Origin of the sequence: Streptomyces sp. NPDC051064, from assembly GCF_044455985.1 — a bacterium.
GTDB lineage: Bacteria > Actinomycetota > Actinomycetes > Streptomycetales > Streptomycetaceae > Streptomyces.
In genome coordinates this window covers 439,477-461,268 of the sequence record NZ_JBITFK010000007.1, presented here as the reverse complement: position 1 = coordinate 461,268, position 21,792 = coordinate 439,477, and the positions used below count along the sequence as shown (strand labels likewise).

The 21,792-nt window shown below is 72.4% G+C and carries 22 protein-coding genes; 12 read left to right on the top strand and 10 right to left on the bottom strand.

The annotated features are described in order from the left end of the window. The first annotated feature begins 202 nt into the window (after window positions 1–202). The 3 genes from tuf to ACIBCU_RS26600 all read left to right on the top strand — a co-directional run bounded on the left by tuf (window position 203) and on the right by ACIBCU_RS26600 (window position 3,203). On the top strand, window positions 203–1,372 hold the full coding sequence (gene tuf, locus ACIBCU_RS26610) for an elongation factor Tu (RefSeq protein WP_399234490.1): 1,170 nt from the start codon (window positions 203–205) through the stop codon (window positions 1,370–1,372). A 68-nt stretch (window positions 1,373–1,440) separates the two neighbouring features. Beyond that, window positions 1,441–2,292 carry a patatin-like phospholipase family protein gene (locus ACIBCU_RS26605; RefSeq protein ID WP_362928700.1) on the top strand — a complete coding sequence of 284 codons (852 nt, stop codon included), beginning with the start codon at window positions 1,441–1,443 and terminating at the stop codon, window positions 2,290–2,292. Window positions 2,293–2,357: 65 nt separating this feature from the next. Further along, on the top strand, window positions 2,358–3,203 hold the full coding sequence (locus tag ACIBCU_RS26600) for a fused MFS/spermidine synthase (protein ID WP_362928698.1): 846 nt from the start codon (window positions 2,358–2,360) through the stop codon (window positions 3,201–3,203). Here ACIBCU_RS26600 and ACIBCU_RS26595 read toward each other — a convergent pair. Together ACIBCU_RS26595 and ACIBCU_RS26590 are read right to left on the bottom strand one after the other, a co-directional pair. Then, window positions 3,165–4,475: an MFS transporter gene (locus tag ACIBCU_RS26595; RefSeq protein WP_362928696.1), complete on the bottom strand. Its 1,311-nt coding sequence runs from the start codon at window positions 4,473–4,475 to the stop codon at window positions 3,165–3,167. The two genes, ACIBCU_RS26600 and ACIBCU_RS26595, sit on opposite strands and share 39 nt — an antisense overlap. 67 nt (window positions 4,476–4,542) lie before the next feature. Next, window positions 4,543–5,577, bottom strand: a complete 1,035-nt coding sequence (locus tag ACIBCU_RS26590) for a hypothetical protein (RefSeq protein WP_362928694.1) — start codon at window positions 5,575–5,577, stop codon at window positions 4,543–4,545. 109 nt (window positions 5,578–5,686) lie between these two features. Here ACIBCU_RS26590 and ACIBCU_RS26585 point away from each other — a divergent pair, with 109 nt between their 5' ends. Together ACIBCU_RS26585 and ACIBCU_RS26580 are read left to right on the top strand one after the other, a co-directional pair. After that, window positions 5,687–6,124, top strand: coding sequence for a DUF4442 domain-containing protein (locus ACIBCU_RS26585; RefSeq protein WP_362928880.1), 438 nt, complete (start codon window positions 5,687–5,689; stop codon window positions 6,122–6,124). A 121-nt stretch (window positions 6,125–6,245) separates the two neighbouring features. Beyond that, window positions 6,246–6,905 (top strand): DedA family protein, encoded by a 660-nt coding sequence (locus ACIBCU_RS26580; protein WP_399234486.1) that lies wholly within the window; start codon window positions 6,246–6,248, stop codon window positions 6,903–6,905. A gap of 36 nt (window positions 6,906–6,941) precedes the next feature. On the opposite strand, the gene ACIBCU_RS26575 is transcribed toward ACIBCU_RS26580, so the two are convergent. Further along, on the bottom strand, window positions 6,942–7,475 hold the full coding sequence (locus ACIBCU_RS26575) for a gamma carbonic anhydrase family protein (protein WP_399234484.1): 534 nt from the start codon (window positions 7,473–7,475) through the stop codon (window positions 6,942–6,944). A gap of 148 nt (window positions 7,476–7,623) precedes the next feature. Between ACIBCU_RS26575 and ACIBCU_RS26570 the strand changes: the two genes are divergently transcribed. Beyond that, complete coding sequence (locus ACIBCU_RS26570) at window positions 7,624–8,376, top strand: DapH/DapD/GlmU-related protein (protein WP_362928590.1); 753 nt, start codon at window positions 7,624–7,626, stop codon at window positions 8,374–8,376. A gap of 45 nt (window positions 8,377–8,421) precedes the next feature. Here ACIBCU_RS26570 and ACIBCU_RS26565 read toward each other — a convergent pair whose 3' ends face one another. After that, window positions 8,422–9,288 carry an EamA family transporter gene (locus tag ACIBCU_RS26565; RefSeq protein ID WP_399234482.1) on the bottom strand — a complete coding sequence of 289 codons (867 nt, stop codon included), beginning with the start codon at window positions 9,286–9,288 and terminating at the stop codon, window positions 8,422–8,424. A gap of 93 nt (window positions 9,289–9,381) precedes the next feature. Here ACIBCU_RS26565 and ACIBCU_RS26560 point away from each other — a divergent pair, with 93 nt between their 5' ends. Both ACIBCU_RS26560 and ACIBCU_RS26555 read left to right on the top strand, forming a co-directional pair. After that, a complete protein-coding gene (locus ACIBCU_RS26560; RefSeq protein ID WP_362928586.1) occupies window positions 9,382–9,966 on the top strand; it encodes an XRE family transcriptional regulator in 585 nt (194 codons plus the stop codon). Between the two features lie 31 nt (window positions 9,967–9,997). Further along, window positions 9,998–10,552, top strand: coding sequence for a YbaK/EbsC family protein (locus ACIBCU_RS26555; protein WP_362928584.1), 555 nt, complete (start codon window positions 9,998–10,000; stop codon window positions 10,550–10,552). 588 nt (window positions 10,553–11,140) lie between these two features. On the opposite strand, the gene ACIBCU_RS26550 is transcribed toward ACIBCU_RS26555, so the two are convergent. Together ACIBCU_RS26550 and ACIBCU_RS26545 are read right to left on the bottom strand one after the other, a co-directional pair. Next, entirely contained in the window at window positions 11,141–11,950 is an 810-nt protein-coding gene (locus ACIBCU_RS26550; protein ID WP_399234479.1) for an aminoglycoside N(3)-acetyltransferase, read from the bottom strand. A gap of 83 nt (window positions 11,951–12,033) precedes the next feature. After that, a complete protein-coding gene (locus tag ACIBCU_RS26545; RefSeq protein WP_362928580.1) occupies window positions 12,034–12,450 on the bottom strand; it encodes a CoA-binding protein in 417 nt (138 codons plus the stop codon). Between the two features lie 82 nt (window positions 12,451–12,532). Here ACIBCU_RS26545 and ACIBCU_RS26540 point away from each other — a divergent pair, with 82 nt between their 5' ends. From ACIBCU_RS26540 to ACIBCU_RS26530, 3 genes are all read left to right on the top strand, one after another. Then, window positions 12,533–13,168, top strand: a complete 636-nt coding sequence (locus ACIBCU_RS26540) for a YigZ family protein (protein ID WP_399234477.1) — start codon at window positions 12,533–12,535, stop codon at window positions 13,166–13,168. A gap of 132 nt (window positions 13,169–13,300) precedes the next feature. After that, window positions 13,301–14,467: an exonuclease SbcCD subunit D gene (locus tag ACIBCU_RS26535; RefSeq protein WP_399234474.1), complete on the top strand. Its 1,167-nt coding sequence runs from the start codon at window positions 13,301–13,303 to the stop codon at window positions 14,465–14,467. After that, window positions 14,464–17,517 (top strand): AAA family ATPase, encoded by a 3,054-nt coding sequence (locus ACIBCU_RS26530; protein WP_399234472.1) that lies wholly within the window; start codon window positions 14,464–14,466, stop codon window positions 17,515–17,517. Before ACIBCU_RS26535 ends, ACIBCU_RS26530 begins: the two co-directional genes overlap by 4 nt. Here ACIBCU_RS26530 and ACIBCU_RS26525 read toward each other — a convergent pair. Further along, a complete protein-coding gene (locus ACIBCU_RS26525) occupies window positions 17,507–17,953 on the bottom strand; it encodes an Lrp/AsnC family transcriptional regulator (protein WP_362928572.1) in 447 nt (148 codons plus the stop codon). The two genes, ACIBCU_RS26530 and ACIBCU_RS26525, sit on opposite strands and share 11 nt — an antisense overlap. A 93-nt stretch (window positions 17,954–18,046) precedes the next feature. Between ACIBCU_RS26525 and ACIBCU_RS26520 the strand changes: the two genes are divergently transcribed. Beyond that, window positions 18,047–18,532, top strand: a complete 486-nt coding sequence (locus ACIBCU_RS26520; RefSeq protein WP_399234470.1) for a rhodanese-like domain-containing protein — start codon at window positions 18,047–18,049, stop codon at window positions 18,530–18,532. A gap of 28 nt (window positions 18,533–18,560) precedes the next feature. Here ACIBCU_RS26520 and ACIBCU_RS26515 read toward each other — a convergent pair whose 3' ends face one another. From ACIBCU_RS26515 to ACIBCU_RS26505, 3 genes are all read right to left on the bottom strand, one after another. Beyond that, a complete protein-coding gene (locus tag ACIBCU_RS26515; RefSeq protein ID WP_399234468.1) occupies window positions 18,561–19,430 on the bottom strand; it encodes an ATP-grasp domain-containing protein in 870 nt (289 codons plus the stop codon). A gap of 80 nt (window positions 19,431–19,510) precedes the next feature. Next, window positions 19,511–21,199 carry a DUF885 domain-containing protein gene (locus tag ACIBCU_RS26510; protein ID WP_399234466.1) on the bottom strand — a complete coding sequence of 563 codons (1,689 nt, stop codon included), beginning with the start codon at window positions 21,197–21,199 and terminating at the stop codon, window positions 19,511–19,513. A gap of 56 nt (window positions 21,200–21,255) precedes the next feature. After that, window positions 21,256–21,738, bottom strand: a complete 483-nt coding sequence (locus ACIBCU_RS26505) for an Lrp/AsnC family transcriptional regulator (protein ID WP_362927799.1) — start codon at window positions 21,736–21,738, stop codon at window positions 21,256–21,258. Window positions 21,739–21,792 lie beyond the last annotated feature (54 nt).

Below are 21,792 nucleotides of genomic sequence, written 5' to 3'. Positions count from 1 at the left end.
GCCGAAGGCTGCCGTGAGCCTCGCGGCCGCAAGCACCGCAGCAGTCGCAGCAGCAACTGACGCAGCGTTCGCCGCTGCCGCAGCGCCCTTCGGCGGCGCCCGAAGCTGACCCTCCCCCGACAGTCCGGCGGACCCCGCAAGGGGAGGGTCGGCGGGGCCCTGGGGTCTTCTCTTCTCAGCTTCGAAATCCAAGGAACGAGCCATGCCCAAGACGGCATACGTGCGCACCAAGCCGCACCTCAACATCGGCACCATGGGCCACGTCGACCACGGCAAGACCACCCTGACCGCCGCCATCACCAAGGTCCTCAGCGACCGCGGCACCGGCACCTTCGTGCCGTTCGACCGGATCGACCGGGCCCCGGAGGAGGCCCAGCGCGGCATCACCATCAACATCGCGCACGTCGAGTACGAGACGGACACCCGGCACTACGCGCACGTCGACATGCCCGGACACGCCGACTACATCAAGAACATGGTCACCGGAGCGGCGCAGCTCGACGGGGCGATCCTCGTCGTCTCCGCGCTCGACGGCATCATGCCGCAGACCGCGGAGCACGTCCTGCTGGCCCGTCAGGTCGGCGTCGACCACATCGTCGTCGCCCTCAACAAGGCCGACGCCGGAGACCCCGAGCTCACCGACCTGGTCGAGCTGGAGGTCCGTGAGCTGCTCTCCGCGCACGGTTACGGCGGGGACACCGTGCCCGTCGTACGGGTGTCGGGGCTCGGCGCGCTCCAGGGGGACCCACGCTGGACGGCGTCCATCGAGGGGCTGCTGGACGCGGTCGACACGTACGTACCGATGCCGGTGCGCTACACCGACGCGCCGTTCCTCCTGTCGGTGGAGAACGTGCTCACCATCACCGGCCGCGGCACCGTCGTCACCGGAGCCGTGGAGCGCGGGACGGTGCGCGTCGGGGACCGGGTGTCGGTGCTCGGCGCGGACGTCGAGACGGTCGTCACCGGCCTGGAGACCTTCGGGAAGCCGATGGAGTCCGCCGAGGCCGGCGACAACGTCGCCCTGCTGCTGCGCGGCGTCGAGCGCGACCGTGTCCGCCGCGGCCACGTGGTCGCGGCGCCCGGCAGCGTGACGCCGAGCAGGCGTTTCACCGCGCAGGTGTACGTCCTCTCGGCTCGGGAAGGGGGCCGGACCACCCCGGTCGCCACGGGATACCGGCCGCAGTTCTACATCCGTACGGCGGACGTCGTCGGTGACGTCGACCTCGGCGAGGCGGCGGTGGCGCGGCCCGGCGACACGGTCACCATGACCGTCGAGCTCGGCCGTGACGTCCCGCTGGAGTCCGGCCTCGGCTTCGCGATCCGCGAGGGCGGCCGCACGGTCGGCGCCGGCACGGTCACCGGTCTGCTCTGACGGCCCGGGCGCGCCCGTCTCCCCACCCCGGGGAGGCGGGCCGCGCGCCGTGCATCAGACTGGGTGCCATGGCAGACACAGCTCTCGTACTGGGTGCCGGAGGCGTCACCGGCACCGCCTGGGAAACCGGCATCCTGCACGGCCTCGCCAAGGCGGGCGTCGACCTCTCCACCGCCGATCTGATCGTCGGAAGCTCGGCGGGTGCCATCGTCGGGGCGCAGCTCGCTTTCGGTCTCGCCGGCATCGACGACCTCTACGAGCGGCAGTTGGCCTCCCCGGAGAACGAGAAGGGAGCGGCGGGCCGGCTCGGCCCCGTCACCATCCTGCGGTATGCGAGAGCCGTGCTCTCCTCCCGCACACCCGACGAGTACGGACGCAGACTGGGCGCCCTGGCCCAGGACAGCCGCCTCGCGGCGACCGCGGACGAACGGCGCGAGTCGATCGCGAGCAGGCTGCCGTCGCCCGAATGGCCCGAACGGCACCTGCTGATCACCGCCGTGGACGCGCTGACGGGCGCTCTGCACACCTTCGACCGGACGGGCGCGGTCGCGCTCACCGACGCCGTCACCGCGAGCTGCGCGGTCCCAGCGGTCTGGCCCGTGGTCAGCGCCGGCGGCGGGCGCTGGATCGACGGGGGTGTGCACTCCCCGGCCAACGCCCACCTCGCTTCCGGTTACGGACGCGTCGTCGTGATCGCCCCCACCGCGAGTGGCAACAAGGTGATCGCCTCGCCCCGCGCACAGGCCGCCGAACTGGAGGCCGCGGGCGCCCGCGTCGAGGTCATCACCCCGGACGCCGGTACCCGGAAGGCCATCGGCCGCGACTCCCTCGACCCCGCACGCCGAGCCGCGGCCGCCAGGGCCGGCCTCGCCCAGTCCGCCGCCCACACCGAAGCGGTCGCCGCGGTGTGGAACGGCTGACCCTGCGGGGGAGTGAGGTCGAGCGCCCGTCACCACCGAGGCTCGGCGCCCGTCACAATGGAGGCGTGAACGAGCCGATACCCGTCATCCGCGACACCGACTGCGGCACCGCCAGGCTGCTGCCCGACGTCGACCGGGACCGGGCCTGGCTGCTCACGGTCGACGGGGCCCCGCAGTCCTACGTCGATCTCGACGCGCCGGAGCACCTCGAATTCGAGTACGTACGCCGGCTCGGCCATGTCGTGGACCGGGCGGGCGCACCGGGAACGCCGCTGGACGCCGTGCATCTCGGCGGCGGCGCGCTCACGCTGCCGCGGTACGTCGCGGCCACCCGCCCCGGCTCGCGGCAGGACGTGGCCGAGGCGGACCGGGGGCTCGTCGACCTGGTCCGCGAGCATCTGCCGCTGCCCCGGGGCGTCGGCGTCACCGTGCACGGCACCGATGCCCGGGGCTGGCTGGAAGAGGCGCCGGAGGACTCCGCCGACCTGTTGATCGCCGATGTCTTCGGCGGGGCGCGGGTGCCCGCGCACCTCACCTCCGTGGAGTACGCGCGGGCCGCCGGACGCGTCCTGCGGAAGGACGGCGTCTACGCGGCCAACCTGGCCGACAGCGCTCCCTTCACCTTCCTGCGGTCGCAACTGGCCAACTTCGCAGAGGTCTTCGACGAGCTCGCCCTCATCGCCGAACCGGCTGTCCTGCGCGGCCGGCGCTTCGGGAACGCCGTGCTGCTCGCCTCCCGCGCCCCGATCGACGTCGCTCCGCTCACCCGGCTGTGCGCCGCCGACGCGTTCCCCGCCCGGGTCGAGTACGGTGCGGCCCTCACCCGGTTCATGCGCGGCGCGAAGCCGGTGCGGGACAGCGAGGCCGTGGCCTCACCCGAGCCCCCGGACGGCGCCTTCAGCATCGGCTGACTCCCGGGACCGCTCCGGGACGCTGACCTGCTTCACCGAGGTGCGGCGCGTCAGATTCCTGACATCCGGGACGAACAGCACACCCGCCGTCACCAGCACGATCAGAGCGGCGCAGCCCCAGAGTGCCTGGCTGCGCCCGACGAGCGTCTCGACCGGGCCGGCCGCGGCCGTGGCCAGCGGCACCATCGCCACCGAGCCGAACCAGTCGTACGCCGCGACCCGGGAGAGTTTCTCCTCCGGGATCTCCTGGTGAAGAGCCGTCATCCAGGAGACCCCGAACACCTCGATGGCGACCCCGGTCACGAACATCACCGCGCAGAGGCCTGCCACCGGCAGCGGGATCGCGAGCCCCGCGGACGGCAGGGCCAGCGGGAACACGCAAAGCGTCCCGGCCAGCAGCAGCCGCCTGGGTTTCCACCGCATCATCAGCAGCGCCCCGCCCAGCGTGCCGACCCCGAACGCCGCGAGAGCGAACCCCCAGGGGCGGGCACCTCCCAGCTCGTCCCGCGCCACGAGCGGTCCGTACACCGCCTCGGCGGCCCCGACGACGGCCACGACCACGGAGAACTGCAGCACGACGGCCCAGAGCCAGGGACGCCCGACGACCTCCTGCCAGCCGTCCCGGAGATCGGCGAGCAGCCCGCCGCCAGGTGCGCGCGCGGGGATGTGGCTCACGTCCAGGAAGGCCCGGAGGACACCGGCGACGGCGAACGCGGCGGCGTCGACCGCCAGTACCCAGCCCGGGTCCATGGCCGCGATCATGGCCCCGCCGAGTGCCGCGCCGCCGATGGCGGCGCCGTGCATCGACATCCGGAAGAAGGCGAAGGCGCGGGCCGCCTGTTCACCGCTGACGCTGGACATCAGCATGCCCTCGGCCGCCGGGCCGAAGAAGGCCTGCCCGGTGCCGCAGAGCGCCGTCAGCAGCATCATGTGCCAGAGCTCGGCGCTGCCGGTCAGCACCAGCCAGGCGAAAACCGCCTGCGAGACGCAGTTGAGCGTGTTGGCGGCCACCATCACCCGGTGACGCGGCAGCCGGTCCGCCACCGCGCCGCCGATCAGCAGGAAGAGCACCAGCGGCGCCGTACGCGCGGCTGCGACCAGGCCGACGTCGCCGCCGTCGCCGCCCGACTCCAGAACCGCGAACGCCGCCGCGATCAGAGCGCCGTTGGTGCCCAGGCTCGTGATGATCGCGGCGGCGGTCAGCAGACCGAAATTGCGGCCTTCCGGCAGGGAGCGGAGGGCGGGGGACGGCGAGGGGGCGGCGGAAGTCACCAAGGGACTATCCCTGGCCCGCCCCTCTCCCGCCAAATGGATCGTCCCGGCGGTGTGCGCCGGAGGCTCAGGACGCGGTCTCCGCGCCTTCCGCCAGGCGCACCGTACTGAGGATCTTCTGGATGGTGGCGTCCGGGAGTTCGTCGTCGATTCCCGCGTTCGCGTAGAGGATCCAGGACGAGTACTCGTCCTTGGCGTTCTTGAAGGTGAACGCGATCGACTTGCCGTCGGTGTCGCACTTGTTCTTGTTGGCCAGCCCCGTGGCGGTGGCCGTGACGACGCTGCCCGAGAGGCCCGACTTGGTCGTGTACGGCTTGGGCTTGCCGATCTTCACCTTGTCCTTCGGGTCCTCCTGCGCATAGGCGGCCCAGACCCAGTTGCCGGCCTCGTTCGTGGCCGCCTCGTCCGTGTTCTTGGCGCCCTGCCCGCCCTTGGTGCCGACACCGGCCAGGCTGGTGTCGTCCTTGGTGCCGTCCTTGTCCGGGTCGTCGGTGCACCACTTGGTCTTGTAGTGCGCGGGCGCGGAGAAGCCGACCGCCGGAGGACCCGTGGGGTTCTTCACGTCCTCGAAGCCCGAGATCACACCGGTGCCCGAGACCTCCCAGTCGCCGGGCACGTCGAACTGCGTGCCCCACTTTGGGTTGGTCACGACCTTCCAGCCCGGAACCGTGGGCGCCGCGTCCTCGCCGCCCCGCGGGTTGGCCGCGGGGGAGGACGACGCGGACTCGGACGCCTTCGCGGACGGCGACGAGGACGCCTTGCCGTCGGCCACGTCCGAGCCGCCCTTGTCGTCGTCCTTGTTCATCACGACGACACCGGTGACGACCGCCGCGACGACGACCGCGGTGGCCGCGACCACGGCGACGATCGTCGTCTTCTTCTTGTCGTCCGGCTGGGGCCCGCCCGGCCCGCCCGGTACGGCGTACTGCGGAACCGTGGGCTGCTGGTACGGGTTGGGCTGCGGATAGCCCGGCTGACCCTGCTGTTGATATCCCGGCTGCTGATAGGGATTCGGCTGTTGGTACCCCGGCTGCTGGTACGGGTTCTGATTCTGGTCCTGCGGGTTCTGCTCGCCCCCGGGCGGCTGCTGTCCTGGCCACATGGCCAGTAACCATAGAGGGGTGGGGAGCCCTCTGCCACGGGCGCCCCTGTGAGGGGATGGTCAAAGAGTTCTACCCGCTAGTAACATCCCGGCCATGAGCACAGAAGAGATGACAGTCGGCGATATCCTGTCCGCGAGCGTCCCGATGGTCCGGACCCTCGGCATCACGTACCTCGAGACGACCGCGGAGCGCGCTGTGCTCTCGCTCCCCGACCGGGCCGAATACCACAACCACCTCGGTGGCCCCCACGCCGGAGCGATGTTCACGCTCGCCGAGTCGGCGAGCGGCGCGATCGTCGTCGCCGCGTTCGGCGACCAGATGGCCCGGGCGGTTCCGCTGCCCGTCACCACGGAGATGGCCTTCAAGAAGGTGGCCATGGGCGAACTCACCGCGACGGCGGTGCTGGGCCGTCCGGCGGCCGAGGTCGTCGCCGAACTCGACGAGGGGAAGCGCCCGGAGTTTCCCGTGAGCGTCGAGATCCGGCGCGCCGACGGCGCCGTCACCAGCGAGATGAGCGTGGTCTGGACACTGCGTCCGAACCGCTGACCGCCGCCGGGCCCCCGCACGCCCCGGTCGGGGGCCGCTCCGGCCGTCCGGCCCGGTAGGCTGCCCGCCGTGCACCACCCGTGGTGCACGGCCGCAGATCTCTTACGGGAAGGACCCCGCTTTGCACGTCCAGGAGTGGCTCGAGACCGTCCCCGCGGTCAGCATTTACCTCCTGGTGGGGGTCGTCATCGGACTCGAGAGCCTGGGCATTCCGCTGCCCGGCGAGATCATCCTCGTGAGTTCGGCGCTCCTCGCCTCCCAGCACGGCGACATCGACCCCGTGGTGCTCGGCGCCTGTGCGTCCGCCGGAGCGATCATCGGTGACTCCATCGGGTATGCCATCGGCCGCAAGGGAGGACGCCCCCTGCTCGCCTGGCTCGGCGGAAAGTTCCCCAAGCACTTCGGGGCGCCCCAGATCGCCATGGCGGAGCGCTCGTTCGAGAAGTGGGGCATGTGGGCGGTCTTCTTCGGCCGCTTCGTCGCACTGCTGCGGATCTTCGCGGGACCGCTGGCCGGTGTCCTGCACATGCCGTACTGGAAGTTCCTCATCGCCAACGTGCTCGGCGGGATCGTCTGGGCCGGCGGCACCACCGCCGTCGTCTACTCGGTGGGAGTCGTCGCCGAGGCGTGGCTCAAGCGCTTCTCGTGGCTGGGGCTGCTGGTCGCCGTGCTGATCGGCCTGGTCTCGATGCTGGTGCTGAAGAGCCGCGCCAAGAAGGCCGCGGAGCAGGCCGACCACCCGGTGCCGGCACCCGAGCCGGACGCGGTCCCGGCCGACTGACCCGGCGCGGGGCCCTCGCGGGGCCCGCCGCGGCCGTCAGTCCTCCTGGTGCGCCGCGCGGTGGGCCTTCGCCAGCTCCACGTAACCCGCCGCGTTGAAGGCGATGCCCTCGCGTTCCTCGGCGGTCAGCTCCCGCTTGACCTTCGCGGGCACTCCGGCGACGAGGGACCCCGGCGGCACCCGCATCCCCTGCGGCACGAGTGCCTGTGCGGCGATCAGGGAACCCGCCCCGATGTGCGCGCCGTTGAGCACGGTGGCACCCATGCCGACCAGGACGTCGTCCTCGATGACGCAGCCGTGCAGTACGGCGTTGTGACCGACGGAGACCCTGGCGCCCACCGTCAGCGGGAAGCCGGGATCCGTGTGCACGCTGCAGTTGTCCTGGATGTTGCTGTCGGGGCCGAGGGAGATCGGGCCGGCGTCGGCGCGCAGCACCGCGTGGTACCAGACGCTGGAGCCCGCGGCCATCGACACATCGCCGATCACGACGGAGGTCGGGGCGAGGAAGGCGTCCGGATCGATGTCCGGCTCCTTGCCGCCGATACCGGTGACCAATGCCTGCAATGCCATCGCCTGCTCCTCCGGTGGGGTGTGGTGCGCTCGGGGCCCCTTGCTCCGCACGAACCGTAATGGACGGCCCCGGCGCCCCGGACAGGTGGGGTGAACATCACAGCCCGTCGCGCGGACCCGCTCCGCCCGGGCGGACTACCGTGAGCGGGTGCCGAAGAACCGGAACTCGTTCTCCTCCCTGGCCCTCCGGCGGCGTGGCCTCGCGTCCCGCGCCGTCCATCGCGTCTGGGCCTGGGTGCAGGAGACCGGAGCGGTCACCGCGCAGCACCCCGGGCGGCTCCGGTTCCGCCGTATCGGTACGGGAACCCGGCTCGCCTTCCCGCAGGGCACCGTCTTCGGGGAACCGTGGATCGAACTGGGCGACCACTGCATCATCGGTGAACAGGTCACGCTCACGGCCGGTCTGATGCCCGATCTGGATCTGGGGGCCGAGACCGTCCTGACCCTGGGTGATGGCGTGGTACTCGGCAGGGGCAGTCATGTCATCGCTGACACCAGCGTCTCGATCGGCTCGGACACCTACTGCGGTCCGTACGTCTACATCACCTCCACCAACCACAGTTACGACGATCCCCACGAGCCGGTCGGCAAGCAGTGGCCGCGCATGGAGCCGGTCGAGATCGGGCCAGGCTGCTGGATCGGCACCGGGGCGGTGATCCTCCCGGGGGCCAGGCTCGGCCGCAACGTGGTGGTCGCGGCAGGAGCCGTCGTACGCGGAGAGGTCCCCGACCATGCGGTGGTGGCGGGGGCGCCCGCCCGGGTGGTGCGGAGCTGGGATCCGGACAAGGGCTGGCAGCCGCCGCTGCGTACTCCCGCGCCGGTGCCGATCCCCGACGGGGTCACCTCCGAGCAACTGGCCGCTGTGGCCCTGCTGCTGGAGGACGCGGCCGACGGGGCCTGACGCGCTCAGGTCCCGCCCGCCTTTTCCCGGGAGTCCCTCAGGCCCTCAGCCTGTCGCCAGCAGGAGTGTTCCGAGCAGGGCCAGGCCCGCGCCCGCCGCCTGGACCCCGCGCAGTCGCTCACCCAGCACGCCTCGCGCCGCCAGCGCCGTCACCACCGGATACAGCGAGGCCAGGACGGCGGCCACCGTCACCGGGCCGTGCTGGGCGGCGATCGAATACGTACCGTTGGCCGCGACATCGGCGAGCCCGACGAAGGCCAGTGCGGGGAGCGAGGCCCGGACGACGGGCGCCCCGCCGTCCTCGGGCAGCGCGCGGCCGCCCCGGCGTACGGAGACGTACAGGGCCGTTCCGCCGACCGCGATGTTCGTGAGCCGCTGGACGAAGAGGGCGAGGAAGAGACCGGTCACGGTGGTGGAGGCCTCCGCGATCAGGGCCATCACCGCTCCGAAGCCGAAGGCGGCCAGCAGGGTCAGTACGACCGCCTGGCGCTGCACCGGCGCGCCGCGCAGCTGCAGCCCACCGGCCATGACGACCCCCGCGACGGCGACCGCCACCCCGGCGAACTGCAGCAGCCCGGGCCGCTCGCCGACCAGCAGCCCCACTCCCACCGGGACCGCCACTCCGAGGGAGCCGAGCGGGGAGACCACGCCCATCGGACCCAGCGCCAGGGCCTTGTAGAAGCTCAGCATCGCGACCGGGCCGACGGCCCCCGCCGCGACCGCGAACCAGAGGCGGCCGCCGGCCTCGCTCCAGCCGCCGGTCGCGATCACGACGGCCCCGAGGACGACGGCGGCGATGCACTGCGACACGACCACCACGGTGAGGGCGGGCGTGCGCCGGGTCAGCAGGCCGCCGCCGAAATCGGCCAACCCCCACAGCAGGCTCGTGGCCAGGGCGAACAGTGCTGTCATCGGGCACCTCGCAGTACAGTCTGACGGTCGGGTGGGGACACCACACGGTAGTGCAGTATCTTCGACTCTGTCATCCATAATATTGGACGGAATGTGTCTGACCTCGATCAGCTGACGCAGTCGCTCGCCCGCAACCTCAAGCGCTGGCGGGGCGAGCGCGGTTTCACCCTGGACGCTCTCGCGGCACGGGCGGGGGTCAGCCGCGGCATGATCATCCAGATCGAGCAGGCCCGTACGAACCCGAGCGTCGGCACCACCGTCAAACTGGCCGACGCGCTGGGCGTCAGCATCACCACCCTGCTCGACTACGAGCAGGGGTCCCAGGTACGGCTGGTGCCGGAGGCCCAGGCGGTGCGCATGTGGTCGACGGAGGCGGGCAGCTCGACCACGCTTCTGGTGGGCACGGAGGCCAGGGGACCGATCGAACTCTGGGCCTGGCATCTGATGCCCGGCGACAGCAGCGCCTCCGACCCGCACCCCGAAGGGACGGTGGAGCTCCTGCACGTCACGGCGGGTGAACTGACCCTGATCGTCGACGGCGAGACCCACGTGGTACCCGCCGGCACCTCCGCGACGTTCGAGGCGCACGTGCCGCACAGCTACCGCAACGACGGTCCCGAGCCGGCCGACCTGACCATGGCGGTCTCGATCCCACCGGTCCGCCGAGAGGGCAAGTGAGCAGCACACGAGGGCTGTTAGCGTGAGCGGCATGCGCTCACTCCTTGGCATCTTCAGCGATGCTGCCCCCGCCGCCGACCGGCTGGACCTGCTCACCCCTCCCGTAGCGGAAGCGGTGGCGGCCGGCTGGGGCGGCATCCCGGCCGAGTCGGTCCTCTACGTCGACACCGACCCCGAGATCGCCGACACGGCCGTGTTCGCCGAGCGCTACGGCCCGGAACTGCTCGACACGTCGGCCAACTGCGTGGTGGTGGCGGGTAAGCGAGGCGGTGACACGACCCTGGCCGCGTGCGTGGTGCTGTCGCGTGCCCGGGTCGATGTGAACGGGGTGGTGCGCAAGCACCTCGGGACCCGTAAGGCGTCGTTCGCCCCGATGGACGTGGCCGTGGGCGAGACCGGCATGGAGTACGGAGGGATCACCCCGATCGGCCTTCCGGCGGCCTGGCCCCTCCTGGTCGACCCCGCTGTGGCGGACGAGGAGTGGGTCCTGATCGGCAGTGGCCGCCGCCGCGGCAAGCTGATCGTCCCGGGCAAGGCGCTGGCCGCACTGCCGGGAGCGGTCGTGCTGGAGGGCCTCGGCGTCTGAGGGGCTCTCAGAGCAGTGGCGGGGCCGGGTGCCGTGGTGCGCGAACGGCCCCCTGGGGCATGCTGATGGTGCGTTCGTGGACATCGCCCACCCGGTCTGTCACCCGCACCCTGACCAGTATCACGCCGACCTCACTCATCGCCGCCTCCGTGAGCCGGCCGCCTCATGCGAGACGTCCGCCGGGGCCAGGCCGGCCATGACTCGCCCGTGGTAGCCGCGTGCCGGCCTGACCGCCCTGGCGTACTGGCCGCGGGCGAGAGCCGCTCACAGGCTGCCGACAGCGGCGGTGGTGGCGCTCTGCAGGTCGAGCAGCCGCAGCTTCCAGGGTCAGGTCCTGGTCAGGTCGGCCGGTGCGCTCTCGCGCCACACGCTGGAGCAGAGAAGCGCCACGGAGATGAAGACGAGCGTGGTCACGAGCCTCGAGAAACAGCCTGTTCTTCCGTACCACGCGCTGTGCGGATTCCATGGTCGCAGCCCCCACCGTTCACCCTGTTCGCGGTTCGCGGGGGTCACTGTAGGGACTCACCGGGGGAGCGACAGAGTGCGTGAGGCGGCCCGAGAAGGGTGTCGGGCTTCGGTCGGGAAGGCTCAACAGCCGCCGCTACGACGGTCCCTGAGCCATTCCGCAGCGAAGTCCACAGCCGCGCGGAGAGGGAACAGGTGGCTCCGGGCCGCCCTCACCCGGCCGTTGCCGACCACTCCGGCCCGCGCACGGACGAAGTCGGCCCCGAGCGTGGCGAAGTCGCTGTCGTCCAGGGCGATGTCCTCGTACTCCCACCAGTGGCGTCCGCCCTCCGACGCCACCACGCAGCGGTAGAGACGGCGGGGCGGGGCGGGGCGGCGGTACTCCGCGAGGTGGAAGGCGGTGCAGCTGTCGAAGCCCGTGCCCAGCAGCAGGACCTGTGCGTCCGCCTCGTACAGCCGGGCGAGGGGGGAGTCCTCGCCCAGGTGGCAGTCCTGGCGGTGGTCCGACAGAAGCTTCTCCGCCGCCGGGCCTAGTGCGGCGAACGAGGTCTGCGGGTGGGTGCTGCGCAGTGCGCCCGGAGCCAGCCGCACCGACTCGGCGAGCGCGCCCATGCCGGGTGCCGGAGACGTCGCCGGGTCGAACGCCGGCATCGACGCACGCACCTCGGCGCGGGCCTCGTCGCTCAGGCCGCGGACCCGGTCCAGGTAGGAGCGCGAGGTGTCGGAATTCTCCGGGGTGAAGGCAGGGACGACCAGCGTCCCCTCCGGGCCCAGAGTCCGGCACAGGGCATCAGCCATGCCTTCCGCGTCACCGCCCGCGGAGCGCATCGAGGCATGCACCAGCAGGACACCGCCCGGCCGCACGCCGAGCTCGTACAGCTGGGTGGCGGCGCGCTCACTGCCGAGGAGGAGATGCCGTGTCACAGCACACATTCTCCCCGCCGGAGCCCTCCCGCGACACCACGCCTTCCGGGCGGCGTGCGCCGCGCGTGCTGGAGGCCGACCCGAGGCAGGCGTCAGCGGAGAGGGTCCAGGCGGGGTATCTCGATCGCGGGGCAGCGGTCCATCACCATGGCGAGACCGGCGGCGCGCGTGCGCTCGTACGCCTCCTCGTCGATCACGCCGAGCTGGAACCAGACCGCCTTCGCGCCCACCGCCACCGCCTCGTCGGCGACACCGCCCGCCAGGTCGCCGTTGACGAAAACATCCACCACGTCGACGGGGAAGGGTATGTCCGCCAGCGAGGCGTATCCCTGTTCGCCGTGGACCGGCTCCGCCTTGGGATGGACGGGCACCACCTTCTTGCCGAAGCGCTTGAGGACCTCCGCCACCCCGTAGGCCGCGCGGGAGCGGTTGGTGGACAGGCCGACCACCGCCCAGGTGTCGCCCGTGTCCTGGAGAATCCTGCGAACAGTCTCGTCGTCTGCGTACATGCCCTGACAACGGACGGTCCCGCGGGACCATTCCCCACGGGAGGGTGAAAGTGCGGGGCGGCCCGGCGCATAGGGTGGACCGATGCAGGAGCAGTACCGGACAGTCGCCCGCGCGGGCGTGCACGAGACCGAGGTCAGCCGATCGCGCTTCCTCTGCGCGCTCGCCCCCGCCGCCACCGAGCAGGAGGCGCAGGAGTTCATCGCGCGCGTCCGCAAGGAGCACCCCACCGCCAACCACAACTGCTTCGCCTACGTCATCGGCGCCGACGCCTCCGTGCAGAAGGCCGGTGACGACGGGGAGCCCGGCGGGACGGCGGGCGTCCCCATGCTGCAGATGCTCATGCGCCGGGAGGTGCGGTACGCCGTCGCCGTGGTCACCCGCTACTTCGGCGGCGTCAAGCTGGGGGCGGGCGGACTGATCCGGGCGTACGGAGGAGCGGTCGGCGAAGCGCTCGACGCGCTGGGCACGACCACCCGCCGCCGGTTCCGCCTCGCCACCGTCACCGTCGACCACCAGCGGGCGGGCAAGCTGGAGAACGATCTGCGGGCCACCGGAGCGGACGTCCGCGAGGTGACCTACGCGGAGGCTGTGACCATCGCCATCGGGGTGCCGGACGCCGACGTCGACGGCCTCAGGGCCTGGCTTGCCGACGCCACGGCAGGCTCCGCGACGCTCGAACTGGGTGGCGAGGCGTACGGGGATGTCCCGGGCGGATGAGGGGTCCGTGGCCGCGCGGCATTAGCGTGGCCGGGCCGGCCGCGGAAATCCGCGGCGGGCGGCGTGGGGACCGGTCCGGTCCTGGGGGCGGAGGAAGTGGAACATGCGGGTCGGAGCGGTCGGAGTGATGGCATGAGGATTCTGCACACCTCGGACTGGCATCTGGGGCGGTCCTTCCACCGCGTCTCCATGCTCGACGCCCAGGCCGCCTATCTCGACCACCTCGTCGGGACGGTGCGCGAGCACGCCGTCGACGTGGTCGTCGTGGCGGGCGACGTCTACGACAGGGCCGTGCCGCCGCTCCCGGCGGTCCAGCTCTTCGACGACGCACTGCACCGGCTCGCCGCCGCCGGCGTACCGACCGTCATGATCTCCGGGAACCACGATTCGGCCCGCAGGCTCGGCGTCGGCGCGGGGCTGATCGCCCGGGCCGGGATCCATCTGCGTACCGACCCCGCCGACTGCGCCACCCCGGTCGTGCTGCGCGACACGCACGGCGACGTGGCGTTCTACGGCCTCCCCTATCTGGAGCCGGCACTCGTCAGGGACAGCCTGGGTGCCTCGAAGACGGGGCACGAAGCCGTCCTGACCGCGGCGATGAACCGGGTGCGGGCCGACCTCGCCGCCCGGCCGGACGGCACCCGGTCCGTGGTTCTCGCCCACGCGTTCGTGGCGGGCGGCGAACCCAGCGACAGCGAACGCGACATCACCGTCGGCGGTGTCGCCGCCGTGCCCGCAGGAGTCTTCGACGGCGTCGACTACGTCGCACTCGGCCACCTGCACGGCTGCCAGACGGTCACGGAGCGCGTGCGCTACTCGGGCTCGCCTCTCGCCTACTCCTTCTCCGAGCACACGCACCGCAAGACGATGTGGCTCATCGACCTCGGTCCCGGCGGGGACCTGGTCGCCGAACGCGTCGACTGCCCAACGCCGCGCCCGCTGGCACGGCTCCGCGGGCGCCTCGGCACGCTGCTCGAGGACCCGGCCCTCGACCGGCACCAGGAGTCCTGGGTGGAGGCCACACTCACGGACCCGGCGCGGCCGGACGAGCCGATGGCCCGCCTGACGGAGCGCTTCCCGCACACCCTCAGCCTGGTCTTCGACCCCGAGCGCTCCCCGCAGGACCCCCTCGCTTCGTACGCCCAGCGGCTGCAGGGGCGTGACGACCAGCAGGTGGCGGAGGACTTCGTGGCCCATGTACGCGGCGGAAGTGGACCCAGCGAACAGGAACGGACGGTGCTGCGCGCCGCCTTCGACGACGTACGGGTGGGCGACGGAGTGGACGAGGTGTCCCGTTGAGGCTGCACAAGCTCACCCTGACCGCGTTCGGACCCTTCGGCGCCACTCAGGAAGTCGACTTCGACGCACTGTCCTCGGCCGGGATCTTCCTGCTGCACGGCCCCACCGGCGCGGGCAAGACCTCCGTGCTCGACGCCGTCTGCTACGGCCTGTACGGGGCGGTGCCCGGCGCCCGGCAGAGCCCCGGCACCTCACTGCGCAGTGACCATGCCCCGGTGGACCTGCCGACCGAGGTGTGCCTGGAGCTGACCGTCGGAGGGCGCCGTCTGGAGATCACCAGGCGGCCGGCCCAGCCCCGCCCCAAGAAAAGGGGCGGCGGCTTCACGACCGAGAAGGCGCAGAGCCGGCTGCGCGAGTACGACCCGGAACACGGCTGGAAGGCTCTCAGCCGCTCCCACCAGGAGATCGGCGAGGAGATCGGCGGCCTCATCGGGATGAGCCGGGACCAGTTCTGTCAGGTGGTACTCCTGCCGCAGGGCGACTTCGCGCGGTTTCTGCGCGCCGACGCCGAGGCGCGCGGAAAGCTGCTCGGCCGGCTCTTCGACACCCGCCGTTTCGCCGCCGTCGAGGAGCGCCTGGCCGAACTGCGACGCGCGGCCGAAGCCCGGGTCAAGGCGGGGGACGAGCAGATCCTCGCCCTGGCCCAGCGCATCGCCCAGGCAGCCGGTCCGGCGGCGGACGAGGTGACGCTGCCGGACGCGCGGCCGGGCGAGCCCGGTCTCGCCGAAGGGGTCCTGCAGTGGGCCGCCGTCGCGCGCAGCGGAGCCGGTGAACGGTCCGACATCGCCCGGTGCGTCCTGGCCGGGGCCGAGGGCCGGGCCACCGCCGCGCGCCGCGCACTCGAAGCCGAGCGTGAACTCGCCCGGCTCCAGCAGCGCTACGAGGAGACCCGACGCCGTGCCGCAGGACTGGAGGACCGCCGTGCGGAACGCGACCGCTGCCACGAACAGCTGGCCCGCGCGCGCAAGGCGGACCTGGTCGCGCCGGCGCTCGACCTGCGCGACGAGGCGGAGCGGGCCCATCGCACGGCTGTCGGTGCCCGCGAGCGGTCCCGTGCGACGCTGCCTCCCGAACTGGCCGAAGCGGGCTTCGAGCAGCTGGCCGGAACGGAACGCGGACTGCGGGCGGAGCTGGGCGCACTCGACGCCGCACGCCGGGCCGAACGGCGCAGCCGGGAGATCGACGCCGAACGCGCCGGCCTGGAAAGGCAGTCCCGCTCCGACGACGAACTGATCCAGGAGGCGGCACAGTGGCTGGCCGGCTGGGACGCCACCCACCGGAGCCTCAGGGAACGCGTCGAGACGGCTCAGGAGGCCGCGACCCGCGCGGAACAGCTGGCCGGCCGCCTCGACCCCGCGCGCAGGAGGCTGGAGGCGGCACGCCGCCGTGACGCCCTCGGCATCCGGGAGGAGACCGCGGCGGCGGCCCTGACCGCGGCCCGCGAGCGTGCCGTTGAGGCGCACGAGAAATGGCTGGCGCTGCGGGAGCAGCGGCTGCGGGGCATCGCCGCGGAACTGGCGGGTCAGCTCGTCGACGGCGTCGCCTGTACGGTGTGCGGCTCGGCGGAGCACCCGGAGCCGGCCCGCGCGGAGGCCGGCCACGTGGACCGGGCCACGGAGGAGGCGGCGCTCGCCGCCCACCAGCGGGCGGACCGGGACCGTGCCGAGGCGGAGAGCGAGCTCGGGGTGGTGCGCGAACGCCTCGCCGCGGCCCGGGCGGAGGCGGCGGACCCGGAGGACGTGGACGGGGCCACAGGGACGGCCGGCCGCTCCCACGCCTCCGTGGCCGGGCTGCAGGCCGTCGTCGACCGCCTGACCCAGGAGCACGCGGACGCGCACCGCCTGGCCGCGGGGACGCACGCGGCCAGGGAAGCACTCGCCGCCGCCGAGCGTGAGCACCTCGGCCGCCTCGACGACCGGCAGCAGGCCGAGCGGCGTGGAGCTGCCCGCACCTCGCAGCGGGAGGCGCTCGACCGTGAACAGTCCACGTTGGAAGCCGAGTTGGTGAAGGCTCGGGGTGCCTGCGACTCCGTGGCCGAACACGCCGGGCTCCTCGAGCGCCGTGCCGGGCTGCTGGCCGACGCCGCCGAGGCACTCCGTGTGGAGCAGGACGCGGCCGAGCGGCTCAAGGAGGCCGACGGCAGACTCGCCGACGCCGCCTTCAGGGCCGGTTTCGCCACCCCGGAGGCCGCCGCCGCGAAGCTCCTGGGCGACACCGCGCAGCGGGAGTTGCAGCACCGCATCGACGCCTGGCAGACGGAGGCCGCCACGGTCGCCGACCGGCTGGCCGAGGAGGACGCCCGGGCCGCCGCGGACCGGCCGCCCGCGGAGCCGGACGCCGCCCAGAAGGCGTACGACCGGTCCGCGCAGGTGCTGCGCGACAGCGCCGCGACGCATGCCGCCGCCGAGGAGCGCGGCGCGGAGCTCGGCCGGCTCTCCCGTCGCGCGGAGGAAGAGGTCCGCGCCCTGGGCCCCCTGCGCCAGGAGTACGAGAGGGTGGCTCGTCTCGCCGGTCTGACCGCGGGCACCTCCGCGGACAACGAGCGCAAGATGCGACTGGAGGCGTACGTACTGGCGGCGCGCCTCGAACAGGTGGCCGCCGCGGCGACGGCCCGCCTCCAGCGGATGTCGGCGGGCCGCTACACGCTGGTCCACTCCGACGAGCGCAGCGGGGGCCGCAGGGCGGGGCTCGGGCTGCACGTCGTCGACTCCTGGACGGGCCGGGAGCGCGACACGGCCACGCTGTCCGGCGGGGAGACCTTCTTCGCCTCGCTCGCGCTGGCCCTCGGCCTCGCCGACGTGGTGACGGACGAGGCGGGCGGAGTGCGTCTGGACACGCTCTTCATCGACGAGGGTTTCGGCAGCCTGGACGACCAGACGCTGGACGAGGTGCTCGACGTCCTGGACTCGCTGCGCGAACGCGACCGCAGTGTCGGCATCGTCAGCCATGTGGCCGACCTGCGCCGTCGCATCCCCGCCCAGCTCGAGGTGGTGAAGGAGCGGCACGGATCGGCGGTGGTCCACCGGGCGGCCGGCACGCTCAGCGGCTGATCGCCCGACGGGGGAGGGGCGAGGAGTACACGATGCTGGTGGTCACGGAGCCGAGGGTGCCGATCCTCCCCGTGACCTCCTCCAGATGACGCATCGACCTCGCGGTCACCTTCAGTACGAAGCAGTCGTCGCCGGTCACATGGTGCGCCTCCACGATCTCCGGTGTCGTGTCCGTCAGATCGTGGAACGGCTTGTAATTGCCGTTCGGATAGCGCAGCCGTACGAGGGCGAGGATCGGCAGGCCCAGCCGTTCCGGGTCCACCACCGCTGCGTACCCGCTGATCACCCCCGCCTCCTCGAGGCGGCGTACGCGCTCCGTGACGGCGCTCGGGGACATCGCCACCGCGCGGGCCAGTTCGGCGAAGGTCGCGCGTCCGTCGCGTTGCAGGACGTCGAGGATGCGCCAGTCCGTGGCGTCCGGGGAATGGTCGGTCATGGGGTCAGGCAACAGGGGAATGCCCCGCGGATCAAGTGATGTGCCGGGGATCACCGCTTCCGACGCCGGTGGACCGGCCGTAGATTTCTGGCCATGACCTCAGGGATACTCACCACCGGCAACCTCGTCCTCCGGATACCGCCCGCCTCCCCGGCAGCCGCTGCCGCGTACTTCGGCGCCTCGCTCGCGTTCCACGCGGACGTGTCCGACGTCGCCGCCGCCCTGGAGGCCGGCGGCGACCCAGGATTCGTCGTCCTGGACTCCCGGTCCACCGCGTCCTGGGACCAGGGGCACATCCCCGGCGCGGTGCACCTGCCGACCGCCCTCGTCGCGGAGCAGGCCGCCGGACTCCTCGACCCGGCCGTCCCCGTGGTCACGTACTGCTGGGGGCCGGGCTGCAACGGCGCCACCCGGGCCGCCCTGGGGCTCGCCGAACTCGGCTACCAGGTCAAGGAGATGCTCGGCGGATTCGAGTACTGGGTGCGCGAGGGGTTCGCGTTCGAGACCTGGGAGGGACCGGAGCGGCGCACCGCCGACCCCCTCACCGCGCCCGCCGGCGCCGACGACTGCGGGTGCTGAAGCGGGGCTCGCCCCCCTGCGCCGTCAGTCAGGCCCCGGTGAGGGCTCCGAACAGGCCCCCGCCGTCGTCCCCGGCGGGGAGGCCGCTGACCTGACCGTCACCGACCTCCACCACCCGCCACGCCCCGTCCTCCCGCAGCGCCATGTCGGTGGTCACCCACCGGCAGCCGAGAGCGCGCACGGCCTCGCCGACGGCGTCGAGGGCGGGCGCCGGGAGCAGGCCGGGCGTGTCCGGATGAGCCGTCACCCGCACCGCCTCGCCGTCCAGCCACCACACCCGTGCCTCCCCGCCCGCCACGAACGGTTCGTACGCGCGCAGCACCACGCCGCCGGCCAGGAAGTCCCCCTGCAGTTCGACGAACCGGCCGACGACGCGGGCCAGTCGTTCCTCGTCCCCCAGCTCCGGGACGAAGCACGCCTCATCCCATTCGTGCTTACGGGACTTCACGAAGTCCTTGACGATTCCCGGGCCGGAGCCGAGACCCCGGGCGAGGCCCGACCACACGGAGGGCTCCGGCAGCGCCTCTCCGGCGGCCAGCGCGCGCCAAGCGCTGAGCGGGGTGAGCTCGGCGAACACTTCGTACCAGCCCGGGAGTTCATGGGCGGTGCGGTAGGCGGAGGCGTCGGTGAGCAGCGAGCAGCCACGGGCGGCGAGTGCGTGTTCCAGCGCCGCGTAGCGGGCGGGCGGAATCATCCAGCCCCGGTACCAGTACGGCCCCGAGTCCCGCAGCACCCGGCCGACGGCGCTCTCCGGATCCCCCGCGAGCAGCGCGTCGTGGTCGACCAGGAGGGTCTGCGCACCGGCGCCGCGTGCCGCGGCCGCCTCCTGGGCGAACGCCGGATCAGGGTGCCGCGGCCGCAGAGGGTCGCAGCAGAACAGGAAGCCGGGTGCAGGCATGCGGACATCATCCTCAGGGCTGGCGGGGAGGGGAGGTGTGCGGGGGCCGGTGGCGCGCACCGGCCCCCCCACCGCCGGGATCAGAGCCTGGACAGCTCTTCCACGAGGTCGTCCAGGCCGAGCGACCCCTGCGACAGGGCCGCCATGTGCCAGGCCTTGAGGTCGAACGCGTCGCCGTGTGCCTTCCGCGCGTTCTCCCGGCCCAGCAGCCAGGCACGCTCGCCCAGCTTGTAGCCGATGGCCTGCCCCGGCATGGAGAGGTAGCGGGTCAGCTCGCTCTCCACGAAGTCGGCGGGCCGGCCGCTGTGGCTGCCGAAGAACTCCTCGGCCAGAGCCGGCGTCCACCGCTCACCAGGATGGAACGGGGAGTCGCCGGGGATCTCCAGCTCCAGATGCATGCCGATGTCGACGATCACCCGGCAGGCGCGCATCATCTGCGCGTCCAGATAGCCGAGGCGGCGCTCGGCGTCGGGCAGGAAGCCCAGTTCGTCCATGAGCCGCTCGGCGTACAGCGCCCAGCCCTCCGCGTTGGCGCTGACCTGGCCGACCGACGCCTGGTAGCGGGAGAGGCTGTCCGCGACATGCGTCCACTGCGCGATCTGCAGGTGGTGGCCCGGCACGCCCTCGTGGTACCAGGTGGACACCAGGTCGTACACGGGGAAACGGGTCTCGCCCATGGTGGGGAGCCAAGTGCGGCCCGGCCGCGAGAAGTCCTCCGACGGCCCGGTGTAGTACGGAGCTGCGGCACCGCCCGCGGGAGCGATCCGGGACTCCACCTTCCGGACGCGCTCGGCGAGTTCGAAGTGGGTGCCGTCGAGCGCCTCGATGGCCTCGTCCATCAGGCTCTGCAGCCAGACCCGGACCTCTTCCACGCCCTCGATGTGCTTGCCGTGCACGTCGAGATGGGCGAGCGCCTCCCAGGGGCCCGCGCCGGGGAGGATCTTGTCCGCCTCGGTCTTCATCTCGGCCAGCAGCCGGTGGTATTCGGACCAGCCGTAGGCGTACGCCTCGTCGAGATCCAGGTCCGTGCCGTTGAACTGGCGTGCCCAGCGGGCGTAGCGCTCCCGGCCCACCGTGTCGGGGGCGCCCTCGATCGCGGGAGCGTAGACGTCCCTCATCCAGTCCCGCAGGGCGACCAGGCCAGCGGCAGCCTGCCCGGCCGCTTCGCCCAGCTCCGGGCGCAGTGACGCGGGTCCCCCGGCCACGAAGTCCTGGAAGAATCCGGGCCCGCCGTCCTCCCCGGCCCAGGTCCCCAGCTGGCCGATGAACGTCGCGGCCGGACGGGGACCGCCGTACAGCTTGCGCTCCAGACCGAGGGCGAGCGACGCGCGGTACCCCTCCAGAGCCGCCGGTACCGCCCGCAGACGGTCCACGACCGCGGCCCAGTCCTCGTCCGTCGCCGTCGGCGTCGCCGAGAACACGTCGCGGAGGCTGTGCGCGGGGGAGTGGATGTTGGAAACGGCCCGCAGCCCCTCCTCGGCCTCATGGACGGCGAGTTCGGCCGTCAGGCGCTCCCGCAGCAGGCGCGCACACCGCCTCTCCTCGTCGGCGTCGGCGCCCGGCACCTGCTCGGCGGCGTCGAGTTCCCTGAGCGTACTGCGGATGAGTCCGGCCATGGCGGCCTGGCCGGCGGGCGAGAAATCGGGCAGCCGGCGGGAGCTTTCCGCGACACCGAGATAGGTACCTGTGATCGGGTCGAGTTCGATGTATGCGTCGACGTAGGCGTCGGCGACCTGGCGCGGCAGTGCGCTGCTCGATGTGTCTGACATGGGGGACATCCTCGTACGGAGAAGGCCTCCGCGTCACGGGGAAGAGGACTTCGGGATCACGCGCCGGTCGCCGGCGGCATCAGAGGGCCGCACTCCCACTGCTGGAAGATCAGCCGGGTCTCCACGCGCGCCACCTCGCGGCGTGAGGTGAACTCGTCCAGCACCAGGCGTTGCAGGTCGGTCGGGTCGGCGACGGCCACATGCACCAGGTAGTCGTCGGGTCCGGTGAGGTGGAAGAACGCCCTGGACTCGGGCAACGCCCTGATCCGTTCGACGAAGGGGCCGATGAGTTCCCTGCGGTGCGGCCGGACCTGGACCAGCAGAAGCGCCTCCAGGCCCCTGCCGAGCCGCGCGGGATCGAGCCGCAGCCGGTGCCCGAGGATCACACCGGACCGGCGCAGCCGTGCCACACGGTCCAGACACGTGGACGGGGCCACTCCGACTTCTGCGGCCAGCTCCCTGTACGTCGTCCGCGCATCGTTCTGCAGCAGCCGCAGAATGTGCAGATCAACCGGATCGAGAACGACGGATTCAGGCATCGGGCGAACGTAGCACGGCATCCCGGTGCCTCAGGCCGGTTGTTGTTCAGGCTG

Coding starts and splice junctions, on each gene's coding strand:
- tuf (WP_399234490.1), top strand. CDS start 203: ATGCCCAAGACGGCATACGTGCGCACCAAGCCGCACCTCAACATCGGC.
- ACIBCU_RS26605 (WP_362928700.1), top strand. CDS start 1,441: ATGGCAGACACAGCTCTCGTACTGGGTGCCGGAGGCGTCACCGGCACC.
- ACIBCU_RS26590 (WP_362928694.1), bottom strand. CDS start 5,577: ATGTGGCCAGGACAGCAGCCGCCCGGGGGCGAGCAGAACCCGCAGGAC.
- ACIBCU_RS26585 (WP_362928880.1), top strand. CDS start 5,687: ATGACAGTCGGCGATATCCTGTCCGCGAGCGTCCCGATGGTCCGGACC.
- ACIBCU_RS26575 (WP_399234484.1), bottom strand. CDS start 7,475: ATGGCATTGCAGGCATTGGTCACCGGTATCGGCGGCAAGGAGCCGGAC.
- ACIBCU_RS26565 (WP_399234482.1), bottom strand. CDS start 9,288: ATGACAGCACTGTTCGCCCTGGCCACGAGCCTGCTGTGGGGGTTGGCC.
- ACIBCU_RS26555 (WP_362928584.1), top strand. CDS start 9,998: ATGCGCTCACTCCTTGGCATCTTCAGCGATGCTGCCCCCGCCGCCGAC.
- ACIBCU_RS26550 (WP_399234479.1), bottom strand. CDS start 11,950: ATGTGTGCTGTGACACGGCATCTCCTCCTCGGCAGTGAGCGCGCCGCC.
- ACIBCU_RS26545 (WP_362928580.1), bottom strand. CDS start 12,450: ATGTACGCAGACGACGAGACTGTTCGCAGGATTCTCCAGGACACGGGC.
- ACIBCU_RS26540 (WP_399234477.1), top strand. CDS start 12,533: ATGCAGGAGCAGTACCGGACAGTCGCCCGCGCGGGCGTGCACGAGACC.
- ACIBCU_RS26535 (WP_399234474.1), top strand. CDS start 13,301: ATGAGGATTCTGCACACCTCGGACTGGCATCTGGGGCGGTCCTTCCAC.
- ACIBCU_RS26525 (WP_362928572.1), bottom strand. CDS start 17,953: ATGACCGACCATTCCCCGGACGCCACGGACTGGCGCATCCTCGACGTC.
- ACIBCU_RS26520 (WP_399234470.1), top strand. CDS start 18,047: ATGACCTCAGGGATACTCACCACCGGCAACCTCGTCCTCCGGATACCG.
- ACIBCU_RS26515 (WP_399234468.1), bottom strand. CDS start 19,430: ATGCCTGCACCCGGCTTCCTGTTCTGCTGCGACCCTCTGCGGCCGCGG.
- ACIBCU_RS26510 (WP_399234466.1), bottom strand. CDS start 21,199: ATGTCAGACACATCGAGCAGCGCACTGCCGCGCCAGGTCGCCGACGCC.
- ACIBCU_RS26505 (WP_362927799.1), bottom strand. CDS start 21,738: ATGCCTGAATCCGTCGTTCTCGATCCGGTTGATCTGCACATTCTGCGG.